The sequence below is a fragment of the Kitasatospora hibisci genome, from assembly GCF_043950205.1.
Classification (GTDB): Bacteria; Actinomycetota; Actinomycetes; order Streptomycetales; family Streptomycetaceae; genus Kitasatospora; species Kitasatospora hibisci.
Genome location: NZ_CP171642.1, coordinates 851835 through 871097, shown reverse-complemented (window position 1 = coordinate 871097; position 19263 = coordinate 851835). Strand labels below are relative to the sequence as shown.

Sequence of the window (19263 nt, the reverse complement as noted above, 5' to 3'; positions counted from 1 at the left end):
CCGGGCCGGCGGCGCCGGCGGCCCGGGCCGGCCCGGGGTGCACGCGCACTCCGGGCCGGTGGGAGAGGGCGGCAGTGCGGGTCAGTTGACCGCGACGGCCGACCAGGCGGCGGCGACCGCGGCGTACTCCGCGCTGCCGGCGCCGTAGAGGTCGGTGGCGGCCTTGAGGGTAGCCGTACGGGCCCCGGCGTAGTTGGTGCTGGAGGTCATGTAGACGGTGAGCGCCCGGTACCAGATGGCGCCGAGCTTGTCCCGGCCGATGCCGGTGACGGTCGAGCCGTTGCAGGTGGGGCTGTTGTACTGGACCCCGTTGACGGTGCTGGCGCCGCTGCCCTGCGCGAGCAGGAAGGCGAAGTGGTTCGCCACGCCCGAGGAGTAGTGCACGTCGAGGTTGCCGACGCCGGAGCTCCAGCAGTCGGCCGACTTGCCGTCCCTGGAGGGCCGGTCCATGAAGCGCAGGGCGGCCTTGCCGAACCCGGACTTCACGATCTCCTCGCCGATCAGGTAGTCGCCCGGGTCGGAGGGGTTGGCGGCGTAGAACTCGACCAGGGTGCCCATGATGTCGGAGGTGGCCTCGTTGAGCCCGCCGGACTCCCCGGAGTAGACGAGCCTGGCGGTGCGCGAGGTGACGCCGTGCGACATCTCGTGCCCGGCGACGTCCAGGGAGACCAGCGGGCCGAAGGTGGTGCCGTCCCCGTCGCCGTACGTCATGCAGAAGCAACTGTCCTGCCAGAAGGCGTTGTTGTAGTTGCTGCCGTAGTGGACGCGGTTGTACGAGCCCTTGCCGTCGCCGCCGATGCCGCTGCGGCCGTGGACGTTCTTGTAGTAGTCCCAGGTGGTGTTCGTGCCGTACTGGGCGTCGACGGCGGCGGTGGAGCGGTCGGCGGTGGTGCCGGTGCCCCAGTGGTTGTCCGCGTCGGTGAACACCACGGCGGGCGCCCGGCTGAAGCAGATGGTGCCGAAGCAGAGGTCGGTCTTGTTCTGGGCGTCGCCGGTGTAGGTGTTGCCGCGGGTCGGGTCCTTGAGCTGGAAGGTGCCGCTCGCCGCGGTGGTCTCCAGCGGGACCGTGCCGCTGTAGAGCGAGGCGCCGTCACCCGTGGCGGTCTCGATCGCGTCCCAGGAGTCGATCACCGCGCCGGTCGCGGCGTCGGAGAGCACCGTGCGGGCCACCGGGTTGCCCAGGTAGTCCTGCCCGGCGGCGGTGGTCTGCCAGGCGAGCCGGGGCGCGCCGTGCAGCGCGTCGACCACCAGCTCGGCCTTCGCGTCGACCTGGCGTGCGGATCCGCCGAGCACCCGGACGGCCTGCGCCTGGGCGTTGGCGGCAGGGACGGCGGGCCGGGTGGTGGGCACGGCGAGGTCGCCGGTGGCGGCCCGGTCGGCGCCGCGGAAGGCGCCGCCGGGGGAGAGGTGGACCACCAGGTCACCGCCGAGCACCGGCAGGCCCGCGTAGGTGCGGTCGTAGCGGACGTGCCGGGTGCCGTCGGCATCGGTGACCACGTCGCGGACGGTGTGGCTCTGCTGCGCGGTCACGCCGAGCCGGGCCGCGTTGGCGCTGAGCGCGGCGTCGGCCTGGCCCACCGCGGCGGCGGTCGCGGCCGACCCGGCGGGTGCGGCGGCGGCCGCGGGGGCGGCGAACGCACTGCCGGGAAGGACGGCGGCGGCGAGGGTGGTGGCCGCGGCGACGACGGCGACGGCTGCGGCAGTGGTGCGGAGACGGAACGTCATGGTGCTCCTCGGTTCTCGGCGGTGGCCGCGGCGGCGGCGCGCCGGCGGGGGATGCGGCGGCAGCGGCGAGGGGGAGTCGGCGCTCGGGCGCGGTGCGGCCGGGGCGGACTCGGCCGTGGGCGGGCGAACGAGGGCTGGGGGAAGCGGGCTGGGGGAAACGGGGTGGGGGAAACGGGGTGGGGGAACGCGGCGATCGCAGCGGTGCCGGCGAAGGGGGAACCGGCACGCTGCCGGAAGGTGTGTCGGCGCAGACGCCGACCGGGTGCGCGAGCGGTGTGGGGGTGGCGCTGTGCGAAGAAGCCGCCGGGAGAGATGTTTTACATGCTCAGGACAGCTCGCGTCCAGAGGGCGTGCAACAACGGCTGGTTGAGCCGCCGCCGGGCGAACGGCCGGAGTGTGGAGGCGTGTTCGGGCGCGACCCGCGGCCCGGTATGGCCCGCCGGGCCGGATCCATGCGCGAATCACCCCTTTGGGGACCGTATGATCATGATCGCTGAACGGGTGAGCGGGCAGGCAGGGGAGACCGGGTGGACACGGTCACGCGCTGGATGCCGCCTGTTGGCGCCGGCCGCCGTCCCGCCGGCCGGGCCCTGCTGGCCCTGTTGGACGACCCCCGGGCGCCCTGGGTGTGTCAGGTGACCGGCCCGGCCGGCATCGGCAAGACCCGACTGCTGACCTGGTTGGCCACCGCCTGCGCGGACCCCGCCACGCCCACCCGGCAACGGGCCGACGCCGCGCTGTCGTTGGCCGGAACGACCCGCCGGAGTGCCACGTGGACCGTCGCCGCCCGCCTGGGCGTGCGGGCGCGCACGCCCGAGGAGCTGGTCGCCGGACTGGGTGCGGCGGACCGCCCCCGCCTGCTGTTCCTGTGGGACCTCAACCGGTCGGCCGAGCCGGAGGCGGTGGCCGACCTCCTGCTGGGCCCGCTGTCGGACGTGCCACGTGTCAGGATGGTCGTCGAGTCGGCAGGAGTCCTGCCGGTGGCCGGTCAGCCGGCGGTGATGGTGCGGGACGAGCCGCGGTGGACGGACTCCGGGAGCTTCGCCTCCTGGTACGACCGGCGGCGCGCAGGCTCTCCGTTCAGTGCCGAGCAGGTGTACCCGAGCCCGGGTCTGGCCCTGCTCGCCGCCAGGGTCCCGGCCGGGGCGGTGGTGCCGGTGGACGGCCCGGAACGTCCGTCCGCACCGTTCTGGCCACTGCGCCTGCCGACGTCGTCTGCGTCCTCCCCGAAGGCCTGACCAGGATCACCCTGTCGGCGTCGGTATCCTACGGGGCGATTGAAGGAACCGGCGGGGAGCACCTTTGAGCACGGAACCGGACCTGCCCACCGCCACCCAGTACCGCGGCCTGCGGGCTTTCGTGACGACCATCGAGCGGCAGGCGGAGCTGGAGCGGATCAACGGGGGGATGGAACCGGCGACGTACGCCGTCTACAGTGCCTGGACCAGGATGGCCGTCCGTTACGTCACGGTGCCCGGCCCCCAGGCCGCCCGCGCCGCGGCCCGCGCCTGGGGAATCCTCCTGGAGAGGTTCGGATTCTGGAGGGCGAGCCCCCTTGCTGCCGGAATCGCTCCGGGCTCCCGTCGCGGCCGCTGCCGAGGTCCGCTGACCCCGGCCACTGCTCAGCCTGCCAGGTCGTCGAGAAGAAGGGTGACCGACGGGGTGGATCTGGGGTTGACGCGCAGGTCCACGCCGCGTGTCAGCTGCGTGAGCTGCCGCCCCGTCAGCCTGATGAACCCCGGCCAGCGGCCTGGCAGATGGCGCTCCGACGTACACGCCTCCAGAACGCTCCGTCCGTCCGGTTCCCGGTACCACGTGCAGGTTCATCGGGCCGGGCTCTGCGAACACGAGCAGCTCCGCGTCGAGCAGCGCGGTCTTCAGCCGCTCCTCGCTGCCGTACCCCGTCGTAGCCCACTGCAACGCCTCCTCGGCCTCGGTCTCCGGCCTGGCCCAGCCCCGGATCTGTGGTGAGGGGCGGTAGTTGGGGTTGTGGAGGAAGCGGACCAGCGCGCCGTTGGCGTCTACCTGCCAGCCGCAGCCGCAGCCGCTGACGAACACGGGCTCAGCTGCACCCGCAGTCGCAGCCTCCGTCGCAGCAGCCGTCGCAGCAGCCGTCGTCGCCGCAGCACTGGCAGCAGCTGTCGCAGCCGCTGCAGTCGCACTGCCCGCAGCTGCAGTCCTGCCGGGCGCACCAGCCCTCCCGGGGCTCGCGCGAGAACGGGTCGTTGTGGTCGCAGCACATCAGCTGGCACGAGCAGGCCATCAGTGCCCAGATCGCGCAGCCGGAGAGCAGGTTGCGGCGGGGCGGGCGCGGTGCGCCGGGCGGGGTGAAGCCCGGGCCCTGCGGCGCCCACGGCGGGACCGGCGCCCCGGGGCCGGCCGGGGGTACCTGGTTCGGATCCTTCGTGGGCGGCGACTGGTACGGGTTGGCGGCGTGCGGCGCGCCCTCATGGGGCGCGGTGCTGTGGGGCGCGGTGCCGTGGGGCGCGCTGCCGCCCGGTACGGCCTTGGTACGGCACGAGGTCGCGTGCGAGGCCGGTCCGAAGACCCGGTCGACGGCGCGCTCGGTCTCGTGACCGAGCAGGACGTGGACGAGCGCGCGGTCGGTGAGTTCCACGTCGCGCAGCGCGAGTCGGATGCCGTGCACGGCGTCCCGGCAGAGCCGCTCGGCCTCCGCCCGGTCGGTTCCGGTCGCGGTGAGCGGGTTCCAGGCGCCGCTCGCGGCGTCCGCGGCCTGGTCCTCGGCCGCGTCCAGCAGGTGCGCCAGCCGTCCGAACAGCCGTCCCGCCTCGGCCAGTGGTGCGGCGTTACCGGGCCGGCCGGCCAGCGCCGCGGTGTGCGCGAACGCCGCCGAGGTGGCGCTCTCGGTGGGCTCGGTGACCAGCAGCACCGAGCCGCCCGGCGCCAACGAGCGTTCCAGCCTGCCCTGGCGGGCCGCGGCGTCGAGCAGGACGGCGGTGTCGAAGCCGACGGCCGACGCACTGCCCGCGCTCTTGCGGTCCCAGCGCCTGGTCACCGCCCGTGCCCCGGCCGCCACCGGTCTGCGGGCGAAGACGCCGTCACGGTCCTCGACGTGGTCGCGGATCTTCACCGAGGCGAGCGCCAGCGAGACCGCCGCGGCCAGCCGGGCGCCCTCGCCCCTGGCGACCGAGGCGGTGCGCATTCCCCGGAGCGGGCAGGGCCCGGCGGTGCGGCGCCAGGAGGCGTCGTCCTCGGCGCTCTGTGCCTCGACCAGCACCGAGATGATCAGGCCGTCGTAGTTGGTGGCGGTCCGGGCCAGCTGCCCGTGGTCGTCCCGCAGTGCCAGGCAGAGCCCGCACAGGTGCGCCATCCACGAGGTCTGCAACCGCTCCGACAGCCGGTGGCGACACGGCCTGATGATGCCGAACATGATCCCCCCTCACCCGACCAGGGCTTGATCGGCCCCGGTGGCGCACATCATATGACCAGGTGGGGCGGGCCTCGAAGGCCTACGACTCTCCGTGCTCGCAGGCCGAGTCGTCCGGCCGGGGGCCAGGGCGATGTGGGGGGGTGCATGCCCGCCGGGCCGTATCGGCGTTCCCGTATCCGGGATAGCATCGCGAATATGGGAATCGACACCGCCGCTGATGAGCGGCTGGCGACGCGGTTGGCGGAGTTGCGGGTGGAACGGGGGTGGACGCTGGAGGAGCTGGCGAAGCGCGCGGACGTCAGCCGGTCGACGCTGTCGCGGGTGGAGCGGGCGGAGGTGAGCCCGACGGCGGCGTTGCTCGGGCGGCTGTGCGCGGTGTACGGCCGGACGATGTCGCGCCTGCTCGCCGAGGTGGAGTCGGTGCCGGCCCGGCTGGTGCGGGCGGACGAGCAGCGGGTGTGGCGGGACGCGGCGACCGGGTTCGTGCGTCGGTCGGTGTCGCCGCCGCACGGGTCGCTGCGGGCGGAGGTGATCGAGGGCCGGCTGCCGGCGGGCGCCGACCTCGCGTACGACCGGCCGTCCGTACCCGGACTCGAACACCATCTCTGGCTTCTGGAAGGGGAGTTGGAACTGACCGTCGACGGTGAGCCGCATCTGCTGGCGGCCGGGGACTGCCTGCGGTTCGTCGCGGAGACCACTCGGTTCCGCTGTCCCGGCCCGGCGGAGGCCCGGTACGCGCTGGTGGTGGTCGTCCCGTGAAGCGGTCCACCGCCGGCCCCGCTGCGGCGACGACCCGGGAGCGGTTCGACGCCGCCGGGCGCCGTGTCCTGCTGGTCTGTGTCGCGGGCGGGTTCACCACCCTGCTCGACCAGTCCGTGCTCAACACCTCCATACCTGCGCTCCGCGAGAGCCTGCACGCCCACCCCGCCCACCTCCAGTGGATCGTGGCCGGCTACTCGCTGGCCTTCGGCCTGGCCCTGGTGCCGGGCGGGCGGCTCGGCGACGTGCGCGGGCGGAAGTGGTTCTTCGTCGCGGGCCTGGCCCTGTTCACCTCGGTCAGCGTGCTCTCGGCGACGGCGACCGAGCCCTGGCTGCTGGTGGCGGCCCGGCTGCTCCAGGGAGCGGGGGCCGGACTGGTCAACTCCCAGATGATCGGCACCCTCCAGGACGTCTTCACCGGCCAGCTGCGTGCCCGGGCGCTCGGCATGTACGCCGTGACCGGCGGCCTCGCCTTCGCCCTCGGACCGCCGATCGGCGGCGCGGTGCTGGCCGCCGTCGGCCCCGAGGCCGGCTGGCGGCTGACCTTCCTGCTCAACGTCCCTTTCGGGCTGGCCACCGTGGCCCTCGCGGCCCGCTGGCTGCCGCGTCCGCGCCCGAGTGCCCGGCACGCCGACCTCGACCTGGTCGGCCTGCTGCTGGTCGGAGCGCTGACGCTGATGCTGATGCTGCCCTTCGTCCAGCCGCCCGCCTGGACCGGCTGGCTCGCCTTCGCGGCCGGCGCCTGCCTGCTGCTCGGCGCGCTCGCCTGGTGGCAGCGGCGCTACGCGCGGGCCGGCGGGCACCCGCTGATCCACCCGGCGCTCACCCGCTCCGCACCGTACGCACTGGGCACGGCGGTGGCGATGGCCCAGTTCGGCTCCTCCATCGCGGCCGGGCTGGTGCTGGCGATGTTCCTCCAGGACGGTCTCGGCCTCTCCCCGATGGGCGCGGCGCTGGTCGCGCTGCCCTCGGCGGTGTCGATGGGGGTCGCATCCGCGCTGGCCTGGCGGGTGGTGCAGCGCTTCGGCCGCCTGACCGTCACCGTCGGCATGGCCGTCTCGGCGCTGGTGATGCTGGTCGGCGGACTGGTGGTGCAGTGGGGGCCGACCGGTGCCCTGCCCTGGCTGCTCGCCGCGCTGCAGCTGCTCGGCGGCGCGGCGGTCGGTGTCATGGGCGCCACCAACCAGGCGTACGTCCTGCGGCACGCCCCGGCCGAGGCGGCCGGAGTGAGCGGGGCGATCCTGCAGATGGCGCAGCGGATCGCGGCCGCGGTCAGCGTCTCCGCGCTCTCCGGCGTCTACCTGCGCGCCACCGCGGGCGGCGGCGGCCACCGCTCGGCGTACGCGTACGCGAGCGCGGTCTGCGCGGCGGTGGCCGGGGTGGCCGTGCTGGCTTCGGTGTGCGCGGGCCGCGCCTCGGCGCGGGAGGGTGAGGCGCCCGCGGCGGGGGTGGAGGCGGTTCCGGAGGCCCCGGCATCCGGCGTGCGGGAGGACGCGGCGCCCGGCGGCGGGCGGTGAGGGGCGGGCGCTGAGCCTCGGCCCCCACGCACGGCGGGCTCGACGTCGGGGGATCCCCTGCTGCGGGGCGTCGACCGGAGGCATTTGAGCGGTAAGCGAACGGGCGGCCACGGGAACGGAGTCCGGGCGTACGGTGACGGTCATGACCGATCACCGGACTCCGGCCCAGCCCGCCCACGAGGATCACCAGGGCGACCAGGGCGACCAGAGGCACCGGGCCCGCGGGGGGCGGGAGCCCCACCGGACCCACCGCACCGTCGACCTGCCCGGGGTCGCCCTCGCCTACCGGGAGCACGGAACGCCCGGGGCACCGGCGCTGGTGCTGTTGCACGCACTCGGCGAGCGGGCCCGCGACTGGGACGGCGTGCTGCCGGAACTCGCCCCGCACCACCACGTCTTCGCGCTCGACCTACGCGGCCACGGCGACAGCGGGTGGCCCGGCGCGTACGGGGTCGACCTGATGCGGGACGACGTCGTCGCCTTCCTGGACGCACTCGGCCTCGACCGGGTGGACGTGGTCGGTCACTCGATGGGCGGCGTCGTCGCGTACCTGCTGGCGCAGGAGCACCCCGGGCGGGTCGGCCGGCTGGTGCTGGAGGACGTCCCCGCGCCGTACCCGCGGCCGGCGAGCCCGGTCGCCGCGGTGCCGGACGAGCCGGTGGACTTCGACTGGGCGGTGGTGCAGGCGGTCAAGGTGCAGCTGGACACCCCGGACCCGGTCTGGCTGGAGCGGATGGCGGTCGTGACCGCGCCCACCCTGGTGGTGGCGGGCGGGCCGACCAGCCACGTCCCGCAGGACCGGATCGCCGCGATGGCGGACCGGATCCCGGACTGCCGGGTGGTCACCGTCGACGCCGGGCACCTGGTGCACCACAGCCGGCCGGTCGAGTACGTCGCGGTGGTCGCGCCGTTCCTCGATCCGGCCGGCCGCAGTGGTGAGCTCTGACTCCTCCGACGGATGGTCAGACGCCGTGCTCGGCCGGCAGCCGGCCCGCCCTTATCGCCGCGAGCAGGTCGGCGTGGTCGGCCTCGGTGCGGTCGGCGTAGGCGACGGCGAAGGCCGCGATCGCCTCGTCCAGGGCCTCGTTCTTGCCGCAGTAGCCGCTGATCACGCCGGGGTCGGCGGTGTGCGCGTGGGCGCGGGCCAGCAGGGCGCCGGTGATCCGGGCGTAGTCGTCGAGCTGGCCGGGCAGCAGCGCCGCCGGGTCCACGCTGCCCTTGCGGTTGCGGAACTGCCGGACCTGGTACGGCAGTCCGTCGACGGTGGTCCATCCGAGCAGGGTGTCGCTGACCACCTGCATGCGCTTCTGGCCGAGCACCACCCGGCGGCCCTCGTGGCCGTCGGTCGCGGCGGCCGGCACCGGGTGGCCCGCCTTGGTCAGGTACGGCAGCAGCACCGACGGGCGGGCCTCCTTTACCTGGAGCACCAGCGCCTGGTCACGGTGGTCGGTGAGCAGCACGACGTACGAGCGGGTGCCGACGCTGCCGGTGCCGACCACGCGGAACGCCACGTCCTGGACGTGGTAGCGGGAGAGCAGCGGGTGCAGTTCGGCGGGCACGGTCTGCACGTAGGGGCCGAGTGAGGCGGCCACCGCGGCGGCGGTCTTGTCCGTCACCTCGCTGAGCACCGGGGGCGCGGCGGTGAACTGCCGACCGCCCTCCTCCGTGCGGACGGTGGACTTGGCGGCGAACTTGGCGCCGGTGTTGCCGAGCGCCTTGGTGCCGACCCGCTCCAGCACCTCGGCCAGGTCGTGCGCCTGGGCGAAGGAGACCAACTGCTCGTCGGCGACGGCGTTCCAGGCGTCCAGGGCGGAGAGCCTGGCCAGCGCGCGCATGGTCCGGCGGTACGATCCGGCCGCGTCGAAGGCGGCTCGGCGCGCGGTGGTCTCGTCGGCGCCGATCTCGCGGCCGGCCAGCACCAGGCTGGCGGCGAGCCGCTTGAGGTCCCACTCCCACGGACCGGGCACGGTCTCGTCGAAGTCGTTGATGTCCATCACGAGCCGGCCGCGGGCGTCGCCGTACAGGCCGAAGTTGGCGGCGTGCGCGTCGCCGCAGAGCTGCGCGGACACACCGGTGGCCGGGGTGCCGGCGAGGTCGGCTGCCATCAGGCCGGCCGAGCCGCGCAGGAAGGCGAACGGGGTGGCGGCCATCCGGCCGAGCCGGATCGGCACCAGGTCGGTGAGCCGGCCGGCGTTGGACGCCTCGATCGCCCCGACGGCGGTCGGGCGGTCGCCGGCGGGCGCGAACTCGGCGTGCCGCTCGCGCGGGGTGCGCGTACGCAGCGCCTTGCCGTGTTCCCGGGCGCGGCCGTCGTGGCGCGGTGCGAACCCGTCCACCGTGAACCGCCGCCCGGCCGTCCGGGCGCCGGCCGGCACGCCGGCTCCCGGTCCGGATCCCTCTACCCCATCGGTCAGCTGCGTCACTGCGCCCCGCCTCGCCTTTCCGTCGTCCCCACCCGCGACCTGCGCGGACCCGACCCCTCTACGGGCCGGGCAGCAGGCTACCCCCCGGGCGGCCTGTCGGGAGGGAGGGACGCCGCACGGGGCACGACGGTTCCGGGGCGTCGCGCGGGCGCCCCGGAACTCCGGGCGGACGCCCGGATTCGCGTTGCCGAACGGGCGGCAATCGATCACGGTGTTGGTCGTGATCGATCCTGCCGCGCCGGCGGACGGACCGGTCGGACGTGGCTGGGCGGGAAGGGCGAGGCTCTGGTGGGAGAGGTGTGCATGGCGGCGACCGTCGTGCCGCCGGAGGACCGGTTCGAGCGGTTCCGCGAGGCGGCCCCGGGGAACCGCCCCGCATCGGCGCCATCGCGCTCGACCTGGCCGCGGCCCGCCTCGCCCGGCAGCTGGGTACCCCGGAGGAGACTTCGGCCGACGCCCGTGCCCGGTTGATGCCGCAACGGATCCACGGCTTCATCGAGCGCACCTCGGCGACCCGGCGCTGACGCCCCGGGCGATCGCCGACCACCACCACATCTCGCTGCGCGGGCTCTACCCCCTCTTCCGCGACCAGCCCGCGGGTGCGGCGACGACCATTCGGCAACAGCGCCTCGAACGCTGCTACCTGGACTAATCGCAGTGCACCGGGCTTCAGCCCGGTGGTGAAGCGATTCTGAACCCTGCTCTGACCTGTGCGGTGGGCACCCTCCCGCACTGTGGACGGTGCCCACCGCAGACCGTCAAGCCGGACGGTTCTGCTGCTCGATGTACTGCCGGACTATCGACAGCGGCGCGCCGCCGACTGATCCGGCGAAGTACGAACCGGACCACAGACGCTGTGCCCGCCAGTAGTGCTTGACCAGCTCGGGGTACTCCTGCCGCAGCCGGCGCGAGCTGACGCCTTTGAGCGAGTTGACCAGCTTGGACAGGGCGACCTTCGGCGGGAAGTTCACCAGCAGGTGGACGTGGTTGTTCTCGCCGTTGAACTCGACCAACTCCACCTCGAAGTCGGCGCACACGTCCCGCATGATCTCTTCGAGCCGGGTCAGATGCCGCTCGGCGAACACCTTGTGACGGTACTTCGTCACGAAAACCAAGTGCGCATGCAGGGCGAAAGCGCAGTGCCGACCAGTGCGGATGTTCTGATACTCGGCCATAAACCAAAATGGTACGGTGCTGACCGTGCAGCTCAGGTACAGCTTCCGCGTGTACCCGAACGGGCCTCAGCGTTCCGCGCTGGCCAGGGCGTTCGGGTGTGCACGGGTGGCCTTCAATGATGCCCTCCGGGCACGTGAGACCGCCCGCGCCGCCGGGCTGCCGTTCATCCCGTCCGGCGAGCTGTCCAAGCAGCTCACGGCCGCGAAGAACACCCCCGAACGGGCATGGCTCGGCGAGGTGTCCGCCGTGGTGCTGCAACAGTCCCTCCGGGACCTGGACACCGCCTACCGGAACTTCTTCGACGGCCTCAAGGGCATGCGCCCGAAGATGGGACCGCCCCGGTTCAAGTCCCGCAAGGACACCCGGCAGGCGATCCGCTTCACCGCGAACGCCCGATGGAAGATCACACCGGGCGGCGACCTATCGCTGCCGAAGATCGGCGACGTGCGGGTGAAGTGGTCCCGCGCCTTGCCGTCCGTGCCATCCTCGGTGACGGTGATCAAGGACAGCGCAGGCCGGTACTTCGCCAGCTTCGTTGTCGAGACGGACCCCGAGATCCTTCCCGAGACCGAACCGGTCACCGGTCTCGATCTCGGCCTCGGACACTTCGCCGTCCTCTCGGACGGGCGGAAGATCGACGCCCCGAAGTTCCTCCGGCGCGCAGAGAAGAAGCTCAAACGCGCACAGCAAGCCCTGTCCCGTAAGGCCAAGGGCAGCAAGAACCGCGAGAAGGCCCGTCACAAGGTCGCTCGCAACCACGCACGGGTGGCCGACGCCCGGCGCGAGTTCCACCACCAGGTCTCCACCGGACTGATTCGCGAGAACCAAGCAATCGCGGTGGAAGACCTGGCGGTCAAGGGACTCGCCCGCACACGGCTCGCCAAGTCCGTGCACGACGCCGGATGGTCGGCGTTCGTCACCATGCTGGAGTACAAGGCCGCGAAGTACGGCCGGAACCTGATCAAGATCGGCCGCTTCGAGCCGACCTCCCAGGTTTGCTCCCACTGCGGCGTCAAGGACGGCCCCAAGCCGCTGAACATCCGCGTCTGGCAGTGCCAGGCGTGCGGCGTCTGGCTGGACCGGGACGTCAACGCCGCCGTCAACATAGCCACGGCCGCCGGACTGGCGGTGTCAGCCTGTCGAGCGCGGGTAAGCCGGGGACCCGTCCCCGCACAGCGCGAAGAAGCAGGAACCCACCGAGACGGTCAGACGACCGTGGTAGGAATCCCCGCCCTTTAGGGCGGGGAGCGGAAGTCAAGGGGCTCACCCCCCACGGAACACCGCGCACACGCCCTCGGAGCCTGATCGCACGACGCGTCGAGAAGCCCCGCACGGCACGCGGGGCACGCGGCCGAGGCGAGGAGCCCTAGGCTGGCCCCTGTGGATGATCTTCGGGGGAGGCGGGCCGTGCGTGCGGCGGCCCTGGCGGCGGCGCTCGTGACGGTGGCGGCAGGGCTCGGTGTGCGCGCGGTGGCCGGCGGCGATTTCGGCAAGGCCGCAGGGGACGCGCTCTACACCGTCCTGGTGTACGCCGTGGTGCTGCTGACCGCGCCACGGCTGCGCCCGCTGCCCGCCGCCGTGGCGGCGGCCGGGCTGAGCTGGGCTGTCGAGCTGTTCCAGCTCACCGGCGTGCCGGACGAGCTCGGCCGGCGCAGCACGCTCGCCCGGCTGGTCCTGGGCTCGACCTTCAACCCGCCGGACCTGTTCTGGTACCTGGTCGGTGCCGCGGCCGCCGCGCTGCTGCACGCGGCAGCCGCCCGGCCGTGGCGCAGCCGCCCCCGCTGACGGCGGCGGCCCCGGCCGTCCTGATCCGACGGTACGTCAGAGCGGCATCAGGTCCGGGCGCTTCGCCTCGACGTGGTCGCCGGAGGACTCGCCGCGCAGTCGGCGGCCGACCCACGGGATCAGGAACTCGCGCGCCCACTGCAGGTTCTCCTGCCGCTGCTCGGCCGCGGACTGCACGGGCAGGGCCGGCCAGGGCGCCTCCGGGTCCTGCTCGGTGCGCAGACCCAGCGAGCGGGCGGCCAGCAGGGCGACCCGCTGGTGGCCCTCGGGGGAGAGGTGCAGCCGGTCCTCGCTCCAGGCGCGGCGGTCCTGCACCGCGCGCAGCGACCAGAGGTCGGCGACCTTGCATCCGTTGCGGTCCGCGACCGCCCGCATGTGGCCGTTGTACGTGGCGATCTTGCCTCGCAGGTGCTTCAGCAGCGGCACGCCGCGGGTGTCGAAGCCGGTGCAGATCAGCACCGTGCCGGCGGAGTTGACCAGTTCGCCGACGGCGGACTCGAAGCGCTCGGCCACCTCGTCCGGGTCGCTGCCCGGGCGCAGGATGTCGTTGCCGCCGGCGCAGAAGGTGACCAGGTCGGGCTGCATCCGGTGGACCTGCGGCACCTGCTCGGCCGCGATCTGGTCGAGCAGCCGCCCGCGCACCGCGAGGTTGGCGTAGCGGAAGGCGCCCGGCGGCCGTCCGCCGGCGAGCATCCCGGCCAGCCGGTCCGCCCAGCCGGCGAAGGCGCCGTCGGCGCCGGGGTCGTTCAGGCCCTCGGTGAAGCTGTCCCCGAGGGCAGCGTACGAACTGAGGTCAAGGGTCTCCTGGAGGTTCGGCATGAAGTAGATAGTTCACTGTCTCAAGTGACCTACGCCACCGTAGGTGGCCGGTTGCGGTACGTGAGATGGACCACGTAGGGCAGCCGGCGGACGGAACGTCGGCTCGCCGTCCCTCGGGCGCCCCGCCGTCGCCGCCACGACAGGCGCGGGCGGCGGCGCGACACGGCAACGGCGCGCGCCCCGTGCGCCGGGTTGTCGCGCCGGGTGCGCCGGGGGCTGCGACGTTCCGGCGGCCCGTGCACGTGTGCGACCGGGGGTCTTCGGGCAGCCGCCATTCCGGGACGTGCTCCGGGCGTCGACCGGCGCCGCGCCGGACACCGGACCGGAACCCACCCCCGGACGGCGGAGGTAGCCGCATGCCGAACCGAACCCCGGAGCGCACCGCCAGGCCGCGTCGCTTCCTGATGTGCCGGCCGACGCACTTCACCGTCGACTACGCGATCAACCCCTGGATGGACCCGGAGCGCCCCACGGACACCGCGCTTGCCGTCCGCCAGTGGGAGCACCTCCACGCGCTCTACCGGCGGCTCGGCCACACCGTCGAGCTGATCGCCCCGTTGCCCGGCCTGCCCGACATGGTCTACACCGCGAACGGGGCCACCGTGCTGAACGGCCGGGCGCTGGTCGCGACCTTCCGGCACCCGCAGCGGGCCGGCGAGTCCGACGCCCACCAGGCCTGGTTCCGGGCGCACGGCTACCGCGAGGTGCGCCGCGCCGGCCACGTCAACGAGGGCGAGGGCGACCTCCTGGTGGCCGGCCGTCGCGTCCTGGCCGGAACGGGCTTCCGCACCGACCCGGCCGCGCACGCCGAGGCCCGGGCGCTGTTCGGCGTGCAGGTGCTCAGTCTGACCCTGGTCGACCCGCGCTTCTACCACCTGGACACCGCGCTCGCCGTGCTCGACGACGACCACGTCATGTACTACCCGGCGGCCTTCTCGCCGGACAGCCAGGCGCTGCTGCGCAGCCTCTACCCGGACGCGATCCTCGCCGGCCGTGCGGACGCCGAGGTGTTCGGGCTCAACGCCGTCTCGGACGGCCGGAACGTCCTGCTGCCCGAACCCGCCAGGGCGCTCGCCGCGCAGCTGGCCGAGCACGGCTACGAGCCGTGGCCGGTGGACGTCTCCGAGCTGCTCAAGGGCGGCGGCGGGCCGAAGTGCTGCACGCTGGAGCTGCGCCCGGCCTGAGCGCGCCGCTTCGTGTGGACGCGCCCGTGCGCGCCGGCCGGCCGGGGATCCTCAGCCCCCGGCGACCAGCACCACCTCCAGGGTGCGCGGGCCGTGTACGCCCTCCACCCGGTCGAGCTCGATGTCACTGGTGGCGGACGGGCCGGAGATCCACGTCTGCGGCCGGTGGGGGTCGAGCCTGGGGAGCGCCAGCGGGACGGACGCGACGACCTGCTCGGGGGCGAGAACGACGCAGATGTGGTGGTCCGGGACGAGGCTGAGCAGGCGCCGCCCCTGGCCCGGGCCGGCGTCCAGGACGAGCGTGCCGGTCTCCGCCACCGCCAGGGCGCAGCCGGTCAGCACGCTGTCGACGGTGTCCAGCCGGGCGGCGGTCAGCGTCCCGTCGTCCGGCACCGGCTCGGTGGTCCGGGCGGCGGCGAGCCAGCCGGGCGGCAGGTCGGCCGGGACGGCCACCGTGCGGGCGCCGCGGGCGGCGAGCAGCCCGGCGACCGTCCCGGGCAGGCGCTCGGGGGTGCAGCGGTGGACCAGGGCCCGGTAGTCGGCGAGATTGCGGTGGAGCAGGTCCAGCAGCGCGGCGGGATCGTCGGCGGGGACGTGGCTGCGCAGGTAGCCGCGGGGGACCGGCGGCTCGGCCGGCGCGGTGGCACGGCCGTCGCCGGTCCGGGCGGCCGGGGCGGCCGGGGCGGCCGGTCCGTAGAGGGCGGCGCGGATCCGTCCGAGGACCAGTTCCCGCGAACCGCCGGCGTGCGCGGCGCTCATGCCCGGCTGCGTCATGCCCGACTGCGTCATGCCCGACTCCCCATGCCCGATTCCCTCATGTCCGGTGCCCTCGTGCCCGACTCCCCATGCCCGACTCCCGCGTGCCCGGAGCCCTCACGCCCGGTTGCGCCGCCACCAGTCACGGAACGGTTCCGCGGGCACCTGCGGCAGGTCACGGGTGTCGGTCCAGGCGCGGCCGGGCCCCGGCAGGCGGCGCGGATGCAGCCGCCTGCTCCGGGCGAGCGCGCGCTCGGCCGCGGCGAGCAGAGCGGGACGGTCAAGCACGTACCCGGCGGCCGCGACGGCCGCCCGTTCCAGCCGGTGCCCGGGCCGGCGGGCGACCTGCTCGCGCAGGTGGACCAGGACCTCGGGGATGTCGATCGCCACCGGGCAGACCTCGTAGCAGGCCCCGCAGAGCGAGGAGGCGAACGGCAGCGACGCCTCCACCGTGCCCGCGGTGCCGCGCAGTTGGGGGGTCAGGATGGCGCCGATCGGCCCCGGGTAGACCGAGCCGTACGCGTGGCCGCCGGCCCGCTCGTAGACCGGGCAGACGTTGAGGCAGGCCGAGCAGCGGATGCAGCGCAGCGCCTGGCGCCCGACCTCGTCGGCGAGGGCGGCGGTGCGCCCGTTGTCGAGCAGCACCAGGTGGAACGCGGACGGGCCGTCGCCGGCCGTGGTGCCGGTCCACAGCGAGGTGTACGGGTTCATCCGCTCGGCGGTGGAGGAGCGGGGCAGCAGTTGGAGGAAGACCTCCAAGTCCCGCCAGGTCGGCACCACCTTCTCGATCCCGACCACCGAGATCAGCGTGCGTGGCAGCGTCAGGCACATCCGGCCGTTGCCCTCCGACTCGACCACCACCAGGGTGCCGGTCTCGGCGACGATGAAGTTGGCCCCGGAGACCGCGACTTCGGCCCGGAGGAACTTCTCGCGCAGGTGCAGCCGGGCGGCCTCGGCGAGTTCGGCTGGCGCATCGGTCAGCCCCTCGGGTGCCGGGCGGCCCCAGGCGGCCATCCGTTCGGCGAAGATCCGCCGGATCTCCCCGCGGTTGCGGTGGATCGCCGGCACCAGGATGTGCGAGGGCCGGTCGTCGCCCAACTGGACGATCAGTTCCGCGAGATCGGTCTCGTACGCGGTGATCCCCTCGGCGGCCAGCGCCTCGTTGAGGCCGATCTCCTGGGTGGCCATGGACTTGACCTTGACCACCTCGCGCTCGCCGGTCGCACGGACCAGGCCGGTGACGATCCGGTTGGCCTCCTCGGCGTCCGCGGCCCAGTGCACGGTGCCGCCCGCCGCCGTGACGGCCTGCTCCACCTGGAGGAGGTAGTGGTCGAGACGGCGCAGCGTGTGGTCCTTGATCGCCTTGCCGGCGGCGCGCAGCTGCTCCCAGTCGGCCAGTTCGGCGACGGTGCGGGCTCGCTTGTCGCGGATGGTGTGGGTGGCGTGCCGCAGGTTGGCGCGCAACGTCGCGTCCCGGGTGGCGCGGGCGGCGGCCTCGGGGAACGCGGGCATTCCGAGGAAGGTGCCGGCGCTCAACTGGGCCTCCAGGGATCGGACTCGGTGCTGGCGAGGATCTCGGCGAGGTGCAGCGGGCGGAGTGCGTCGCCGCGGCGGCGCAGCGTCCCGTCGAGGTGCAGCAGGCAGGAGTTGTCGGCGCCGCAGAGCACCCGGGCGCCGGTGGCGAGTGCGTTGCGGATCTTGTCCTCGGCCATCGCGGCCGAGACGGCCGGGTTCTTCACGGCGAAGGTGCCGCCGAAGCCGCAGCACTCCTCGGCGCCGGGCAGTTCCACCAACTCCAGCCCCTTGACGGCCCGCAGCAGGCGCAGCGGCCGTTCGCCGAGGCCGAGGACACGCAGTCCGTGGCAGGACGGGTGGTACGTCACGGGGTGCGGGAAGTAGGCGCCGACGTCCTCGACGTCCAGCACGTCGGTCAGGAACTCGGTCAACTCGTACACCCGCGGAGCCAGTTCGCGGGCGAGGTCGGCGAGGGCGGTGCCCCGTCCCTCGGCGGCGGCCCGGGCGCCGATCCGGGGGTAGCTGTCGCGGACCATGGCCGCGCACGAGCCGGAGGGGGTCACCACGTGGTCGTAGCCGGCGAAGGCGCGGGCGGTGCGGCGCAGCAGCGGCTCGCAGGCGCGCCGGTAGCCGGTGTTGAACTGTGGCTGCCCGCAACAGCTCTGGGCGGTGGGGAAGTCGACCTCGACGCCAAGCCGTTCCAGCAGCCGGACGGTGGCGATCGCGGTGGACGGGTGGAGCGCGTCGTTGACACAGGTGGCGAAGAGCGCGACGCGCACCGGTCCTCCCTGCGTCCGTGGCGGGCCGCTCGGCGGGCCGCGGTGATCGTGGGTGATCGTTCCGGCGGTGATGCTACCGAGCCGGCCGCTCCGGCGGGAGGGTGCCGCGCCGCGGGGACGCGGCACCCGGGGACGCCGTGGTCGGGCCGGGGTCCCCGGCCGGGAGCCCCGGCCGGACCACGGACCGGTCAGGCGTCCTGGCCGAGCCAGAGGTCGGGGCCGAACACCTCGTAGTGGATGTCCGCCGCCGGCACGCCCGCGGCGAGCAGCTGCGCCCGGACCGAGCGCAGGAACGGCACCGGGCCGCAGAGGTAGGCGGTGGTGCCCGCCGGGACCGGTACCGTCGCGAGGTCGACCAGGCCGGTGCGCTCCTGCGGCCACGCGCCGAGCGGCTGCTCGTAGAAGACGTGGGCGGAGGCGTTCGCCAGCTCGGCGGTGAGCCGGCCGAGCTCGGCGCGGAAGGCGTGCGAGAGCTGGTCGCGGTCGCCGTGGACGGAGACGACGGTCCGGGTGGAGCCGGAGGCGGCCAGGTGGGCCAGCATGGCGGTCATCGGGGTGTTGCCGATGCCGGCCGAGGCCAGCAGCACCGGTCCGTCGCCGTCGGCGAGGGAGACGTCGCCGAGGGGCGGGGAGACCTCGATCACGTCGCCGTGCTTCAGGCGCGCGTGCAGGTGGTTCGAGACCTCGCCGGCCGGCTCTCCGGAAGCGCCGGCGCCCGCCCGCTTGACGGTGAACCGGAGCGCGCCGTCGGGGTTCCCGGAGAGGCTGTACTGGCGTATCTGCCGGGCGCCGTCCGCCATCGTGGCCCGCACCGAGACGTACTGGCCGGGGCGGGCGGGCGGCACCGGGCCGCCGTCGGCCGGGCGGACCAGGAAGCTGACCACGTCGTCGGTCTCCTGGATGCGGGCGATGACGGTGTACGGGCGCCAGAGGTCGTCCGGGTCGCCGCCCTGGGCGGCGGCTGCCTCGGTGCGCAGCCGGTCCTCGACGGCGATCAGCGCGTTGGCCATCAGCCAGTACACCTCGTCCCAGGCGGCGGCGACGTCGGGCGTCACGGCCTCGCCGAGCACCTCGACGATGGCGGCGAACAGGTGCTCGTGGACGATCTTGTACTGCTCGTTGCCGATGCCGACGGAGACGTGCTTGTGCGCGATCCGGGCGAGCATGGCGTCGGGCCGCTGGTCGGGGTGGGCTACGAGGGCGGAGGCGAAGGCGGCTATCGAGCCGGCGAGCGCCTGGCGCTGGGTGCCGTTGGCCTGGTTGCCCCGGTTGAACAGGTCGCGCAGCAGCTCCGGGTGGGCCGCGAACATCTTGCCGTAGAAGAACGGGGTGATGTCCCCGATCGCCCCGCCGACGGCGGGCAGGGTGGCTTCGACGATCTCGGCGGACTTGGCGGACAGCATCGGCGAGCTCCAAACTGGTATCTGAGATTCG

At 74.0% G+C, this 19263-nt stretch carries 16 protein-coding genes; 7 read left to right on the top strand and 9 right to left on the bottom strand.

The window, feature by feature from the left end; genetic code table 11:
* Positions 1-81: 81 nt before the first annotated feature.
* The gene (locus ACF9IK_RS04005) at positions 82-1725 is read right to left on the bottom strand and encodes a M4 family metallopeptidase (RefSeq protein WP_395292850.1); all 1644 of its coding nucleotides are present in this window, start codon (positions 1723-1725) and stop codon (positions 82-84) included.
* 527 nt (positions 1726-2252) lie between these two features.
* Between ACF9IK_RS04005 and ACF9IK_RS04000 the strand changes: the two genes are divergently transcribed.
* A complete protein-coding gene (locus tag ACF9IK_RS04000; RefSeq protein WP_395292849.1) occupies positions 2253-2963 on the top strand; it encodes a hypothetical protein in 711 nt (236 codons plus the stop codon).
* A gap of 824 nt (positions 2964-3787) precedes the next feature.
* Here the strand turns inward: ACF9IK_RS04000 and ACF9IK_RS03995 are convergent.
* Positions 3788-5116 (bottom strand): DUF5685 family protein, encoded by a 1329-nt coding sequence (locus tag ACF9IK_RS03995; protein ID WP_395292848.1) that lies wholly within the window; start codon positions 5114-5116, stop codon positions 3788-3790.
* Positions 5117-5311: 195 nt separating this feature from the next.
* Here ACF9IK_RS03995 and ACF9IK_RS03990 point away from each other — a divergent pair, with 195 nt between their 5' ends.
* The 3 genes from ACF9IK_RS03990 to ACF9IK_RS03980 all read left to right on the top strand — a co-directional run bounded on the left by ACF9IK_RS03990 (position 5312) and on the right by ACF9IK_RS03980 (position 8338).
* Entirely contained in the window at positions 5312-5875 is a 564-nt protein-coding gene (locus ACF9IK_RS03990; protein ID WP_395292847.1) for a helix-turn-helix domain-containing protein, read from the top strand.
* Entirely contained in the window at positions 5872-7392 is a 1521-nt protein-coding gene (locus tag ACF9IK_RS03985; RefSeq protein WP_395292846.1) for an MFS transporter, read from the top strand. Before ACF9IK_RS03990 ends, ACF9IK_RS03985 begins: the two co-directional genes overlap by 4 nt.
* Positions 7393-7534: 142 nt before the next feature.
* Positions 7535-8338 carry an alpha/beta fold hydrolase gene (locus ACF9IK_RS03980; protein ID WP_395292845.1) on the top strand — a complete coding sequence of 268 codons (804 nt, stop codon included), beginning with the start codon at positions 7535-7537 and terminating at the stop codon, positions 8336-8338.
* Positions 8339-8354: 16 nt separating this feature from the next.
* Here ACF9IK_RS03980 and ACF9IK_RS03975 read toward each other — a convergent pair whose 3' ends face one another.
* Both ACF9IK_RS03975 and tnpA read right to left on the bottom strand, forming a co-directional pair.
* The gene (locus ACF9IK_RS03975; RefSeq protein ID WP_395292844.1) at positions 8355-9815 is read right to left on the bottom strand and encodes a DUF2252 domain-containing protein; all 1461 of its coding nucleotides are present in this window, start codon (positions 9813-9815) and stop codon (positions 8355-8357) included.
* A gap of 758 nt (positions 9816-10573) precedes the next feature.
* Positions 10574-10990 carry an IS200/IS605 family transposase gene (gene tnpA, locus ACF9IK_RS03970; protein WP_395292292.1) on the bottom strand — a complete coding sequence of 139 codons (417 nt, stop codon included), beginning with the start codon at positions 10988-10990 and terminating at the stop codon, positions 10574-10576.
* Positions 10991-11015: 25 nt separating this feature from the next.
* Here tnpA and ACF9IK_RS03965 point away from each other — a divergent pair, with 25 nt between their 5' ends.
* Both ACF9IK_RS03965 and ACF9IK_RS03960 read left to right on the top strand, forming a co-directional pair.
* The gene (locus ACF9IK_RS03965) at positions 11016-12230 is read left to right on the top strand and encodes an RNA-guided endonuclease InsQ/TnpB family protein (protein WP_395298428.1); all 1215 of its coding nucleotides are present in this window, start codon (positions 11016-11018) and stop codon (positions 12228-12230) included.
* Between the two features lie 168 nt (positions 12231-12398).
* Positions 12399-12776 (top strand): DUF2809 domain-containing protein, encoded by a 378-nt coding sequence (locus tag ACF9IK_RS03960; RefSeq protein WP_395292843.1) that lies wholly within the window; start codon positions 12399-12401, stop codon positions 12774-12776.
* A gap of 36 nt (positions 12777-12812) precedes the next feature.
* Here ACF9IK_RS03960 and ACF9IK_RS03955 read toward each other — a convergent pair whose 3' ends face one another.
* A complete protein-coding gene (locus ACF9IK_RS03955) occupies positions 12813-13595 on the bottom strand; it encodes an SGNH/GDSL hydrolase family protein (RefSeq protein ID WP_395292842.1) in 783 nt (260 codons plus the stop codon).
* Positions 13596-13951: 356 nt separating this feature from the next.
* Here ACF9IK_RS03955 and ddaH point away from each other — a divergent pair, with 356 nt between their 5' ends.
* A complete protein-coding gene (gene ddaH, locus ACF9IK_RS03950; protein ID WP_395292841.1) occupies positions 13952-14779 on the top strand; it encodes a dimethylargininase in 828 nt (275 codons plus the stop codon).
* Positions 14780-14830: 51 nt separating this feature from the next.
* Here the strand turns inward: ddaH and ACF9IK_RS03945 are convergent, their stop codons facing one another.
* From ACF9IK_RS03945 to ACF9IK_RS03930, 4 genes are all read right to left on the bottom strand, one after another.
* Positions 14831-15568, bottom strand: coding sequence for a LutC/YkgG family protein (locus ACF9IK_RS03945; RefSeq protein WP_395292840.1), 738 nt, complete (start codon positions 15566-15568; stop codon positions 14831-14833).
* Between the two features lie 84 nt (positions 15569-15652).
* Positions 15653-17047, bottom strand: coding sequence for a lactate utilization protein B (locus tag ACF9IK_RS03940; RefSeq protein ID WP_395298464.1), 1395 nt, complete (start codon positions 17045-17047; stop codon positions 15653-15655).
* Positions 17048-17067: 20 nt separating this feature from the next.
* Positions 17068-17829 (bottom strand): (Fe-S)-binding protein, encoded by a 762-nt coding sequence (locus ACF9IK_RS03935; RefSeq protein ID WP_395292839.1) that lies wholly within the window; start codon positions 17827-17829, stop codon positions 17068-17070.
* 188 nt (positions 17830-18017) lie between these two features.
* Positions 18018-19232 (bottom strand): globin domain-containing protein, encoded by a 1215-nt coding sequence (locus tag ACF9IK_RS03930; protein WP_395292838.1) that lies wholly within the window; start codon positions 19230-19232, stop codon positions 18018-18020.
* Positions 19233-19263 lie beyond the last annotated feature (31 nt).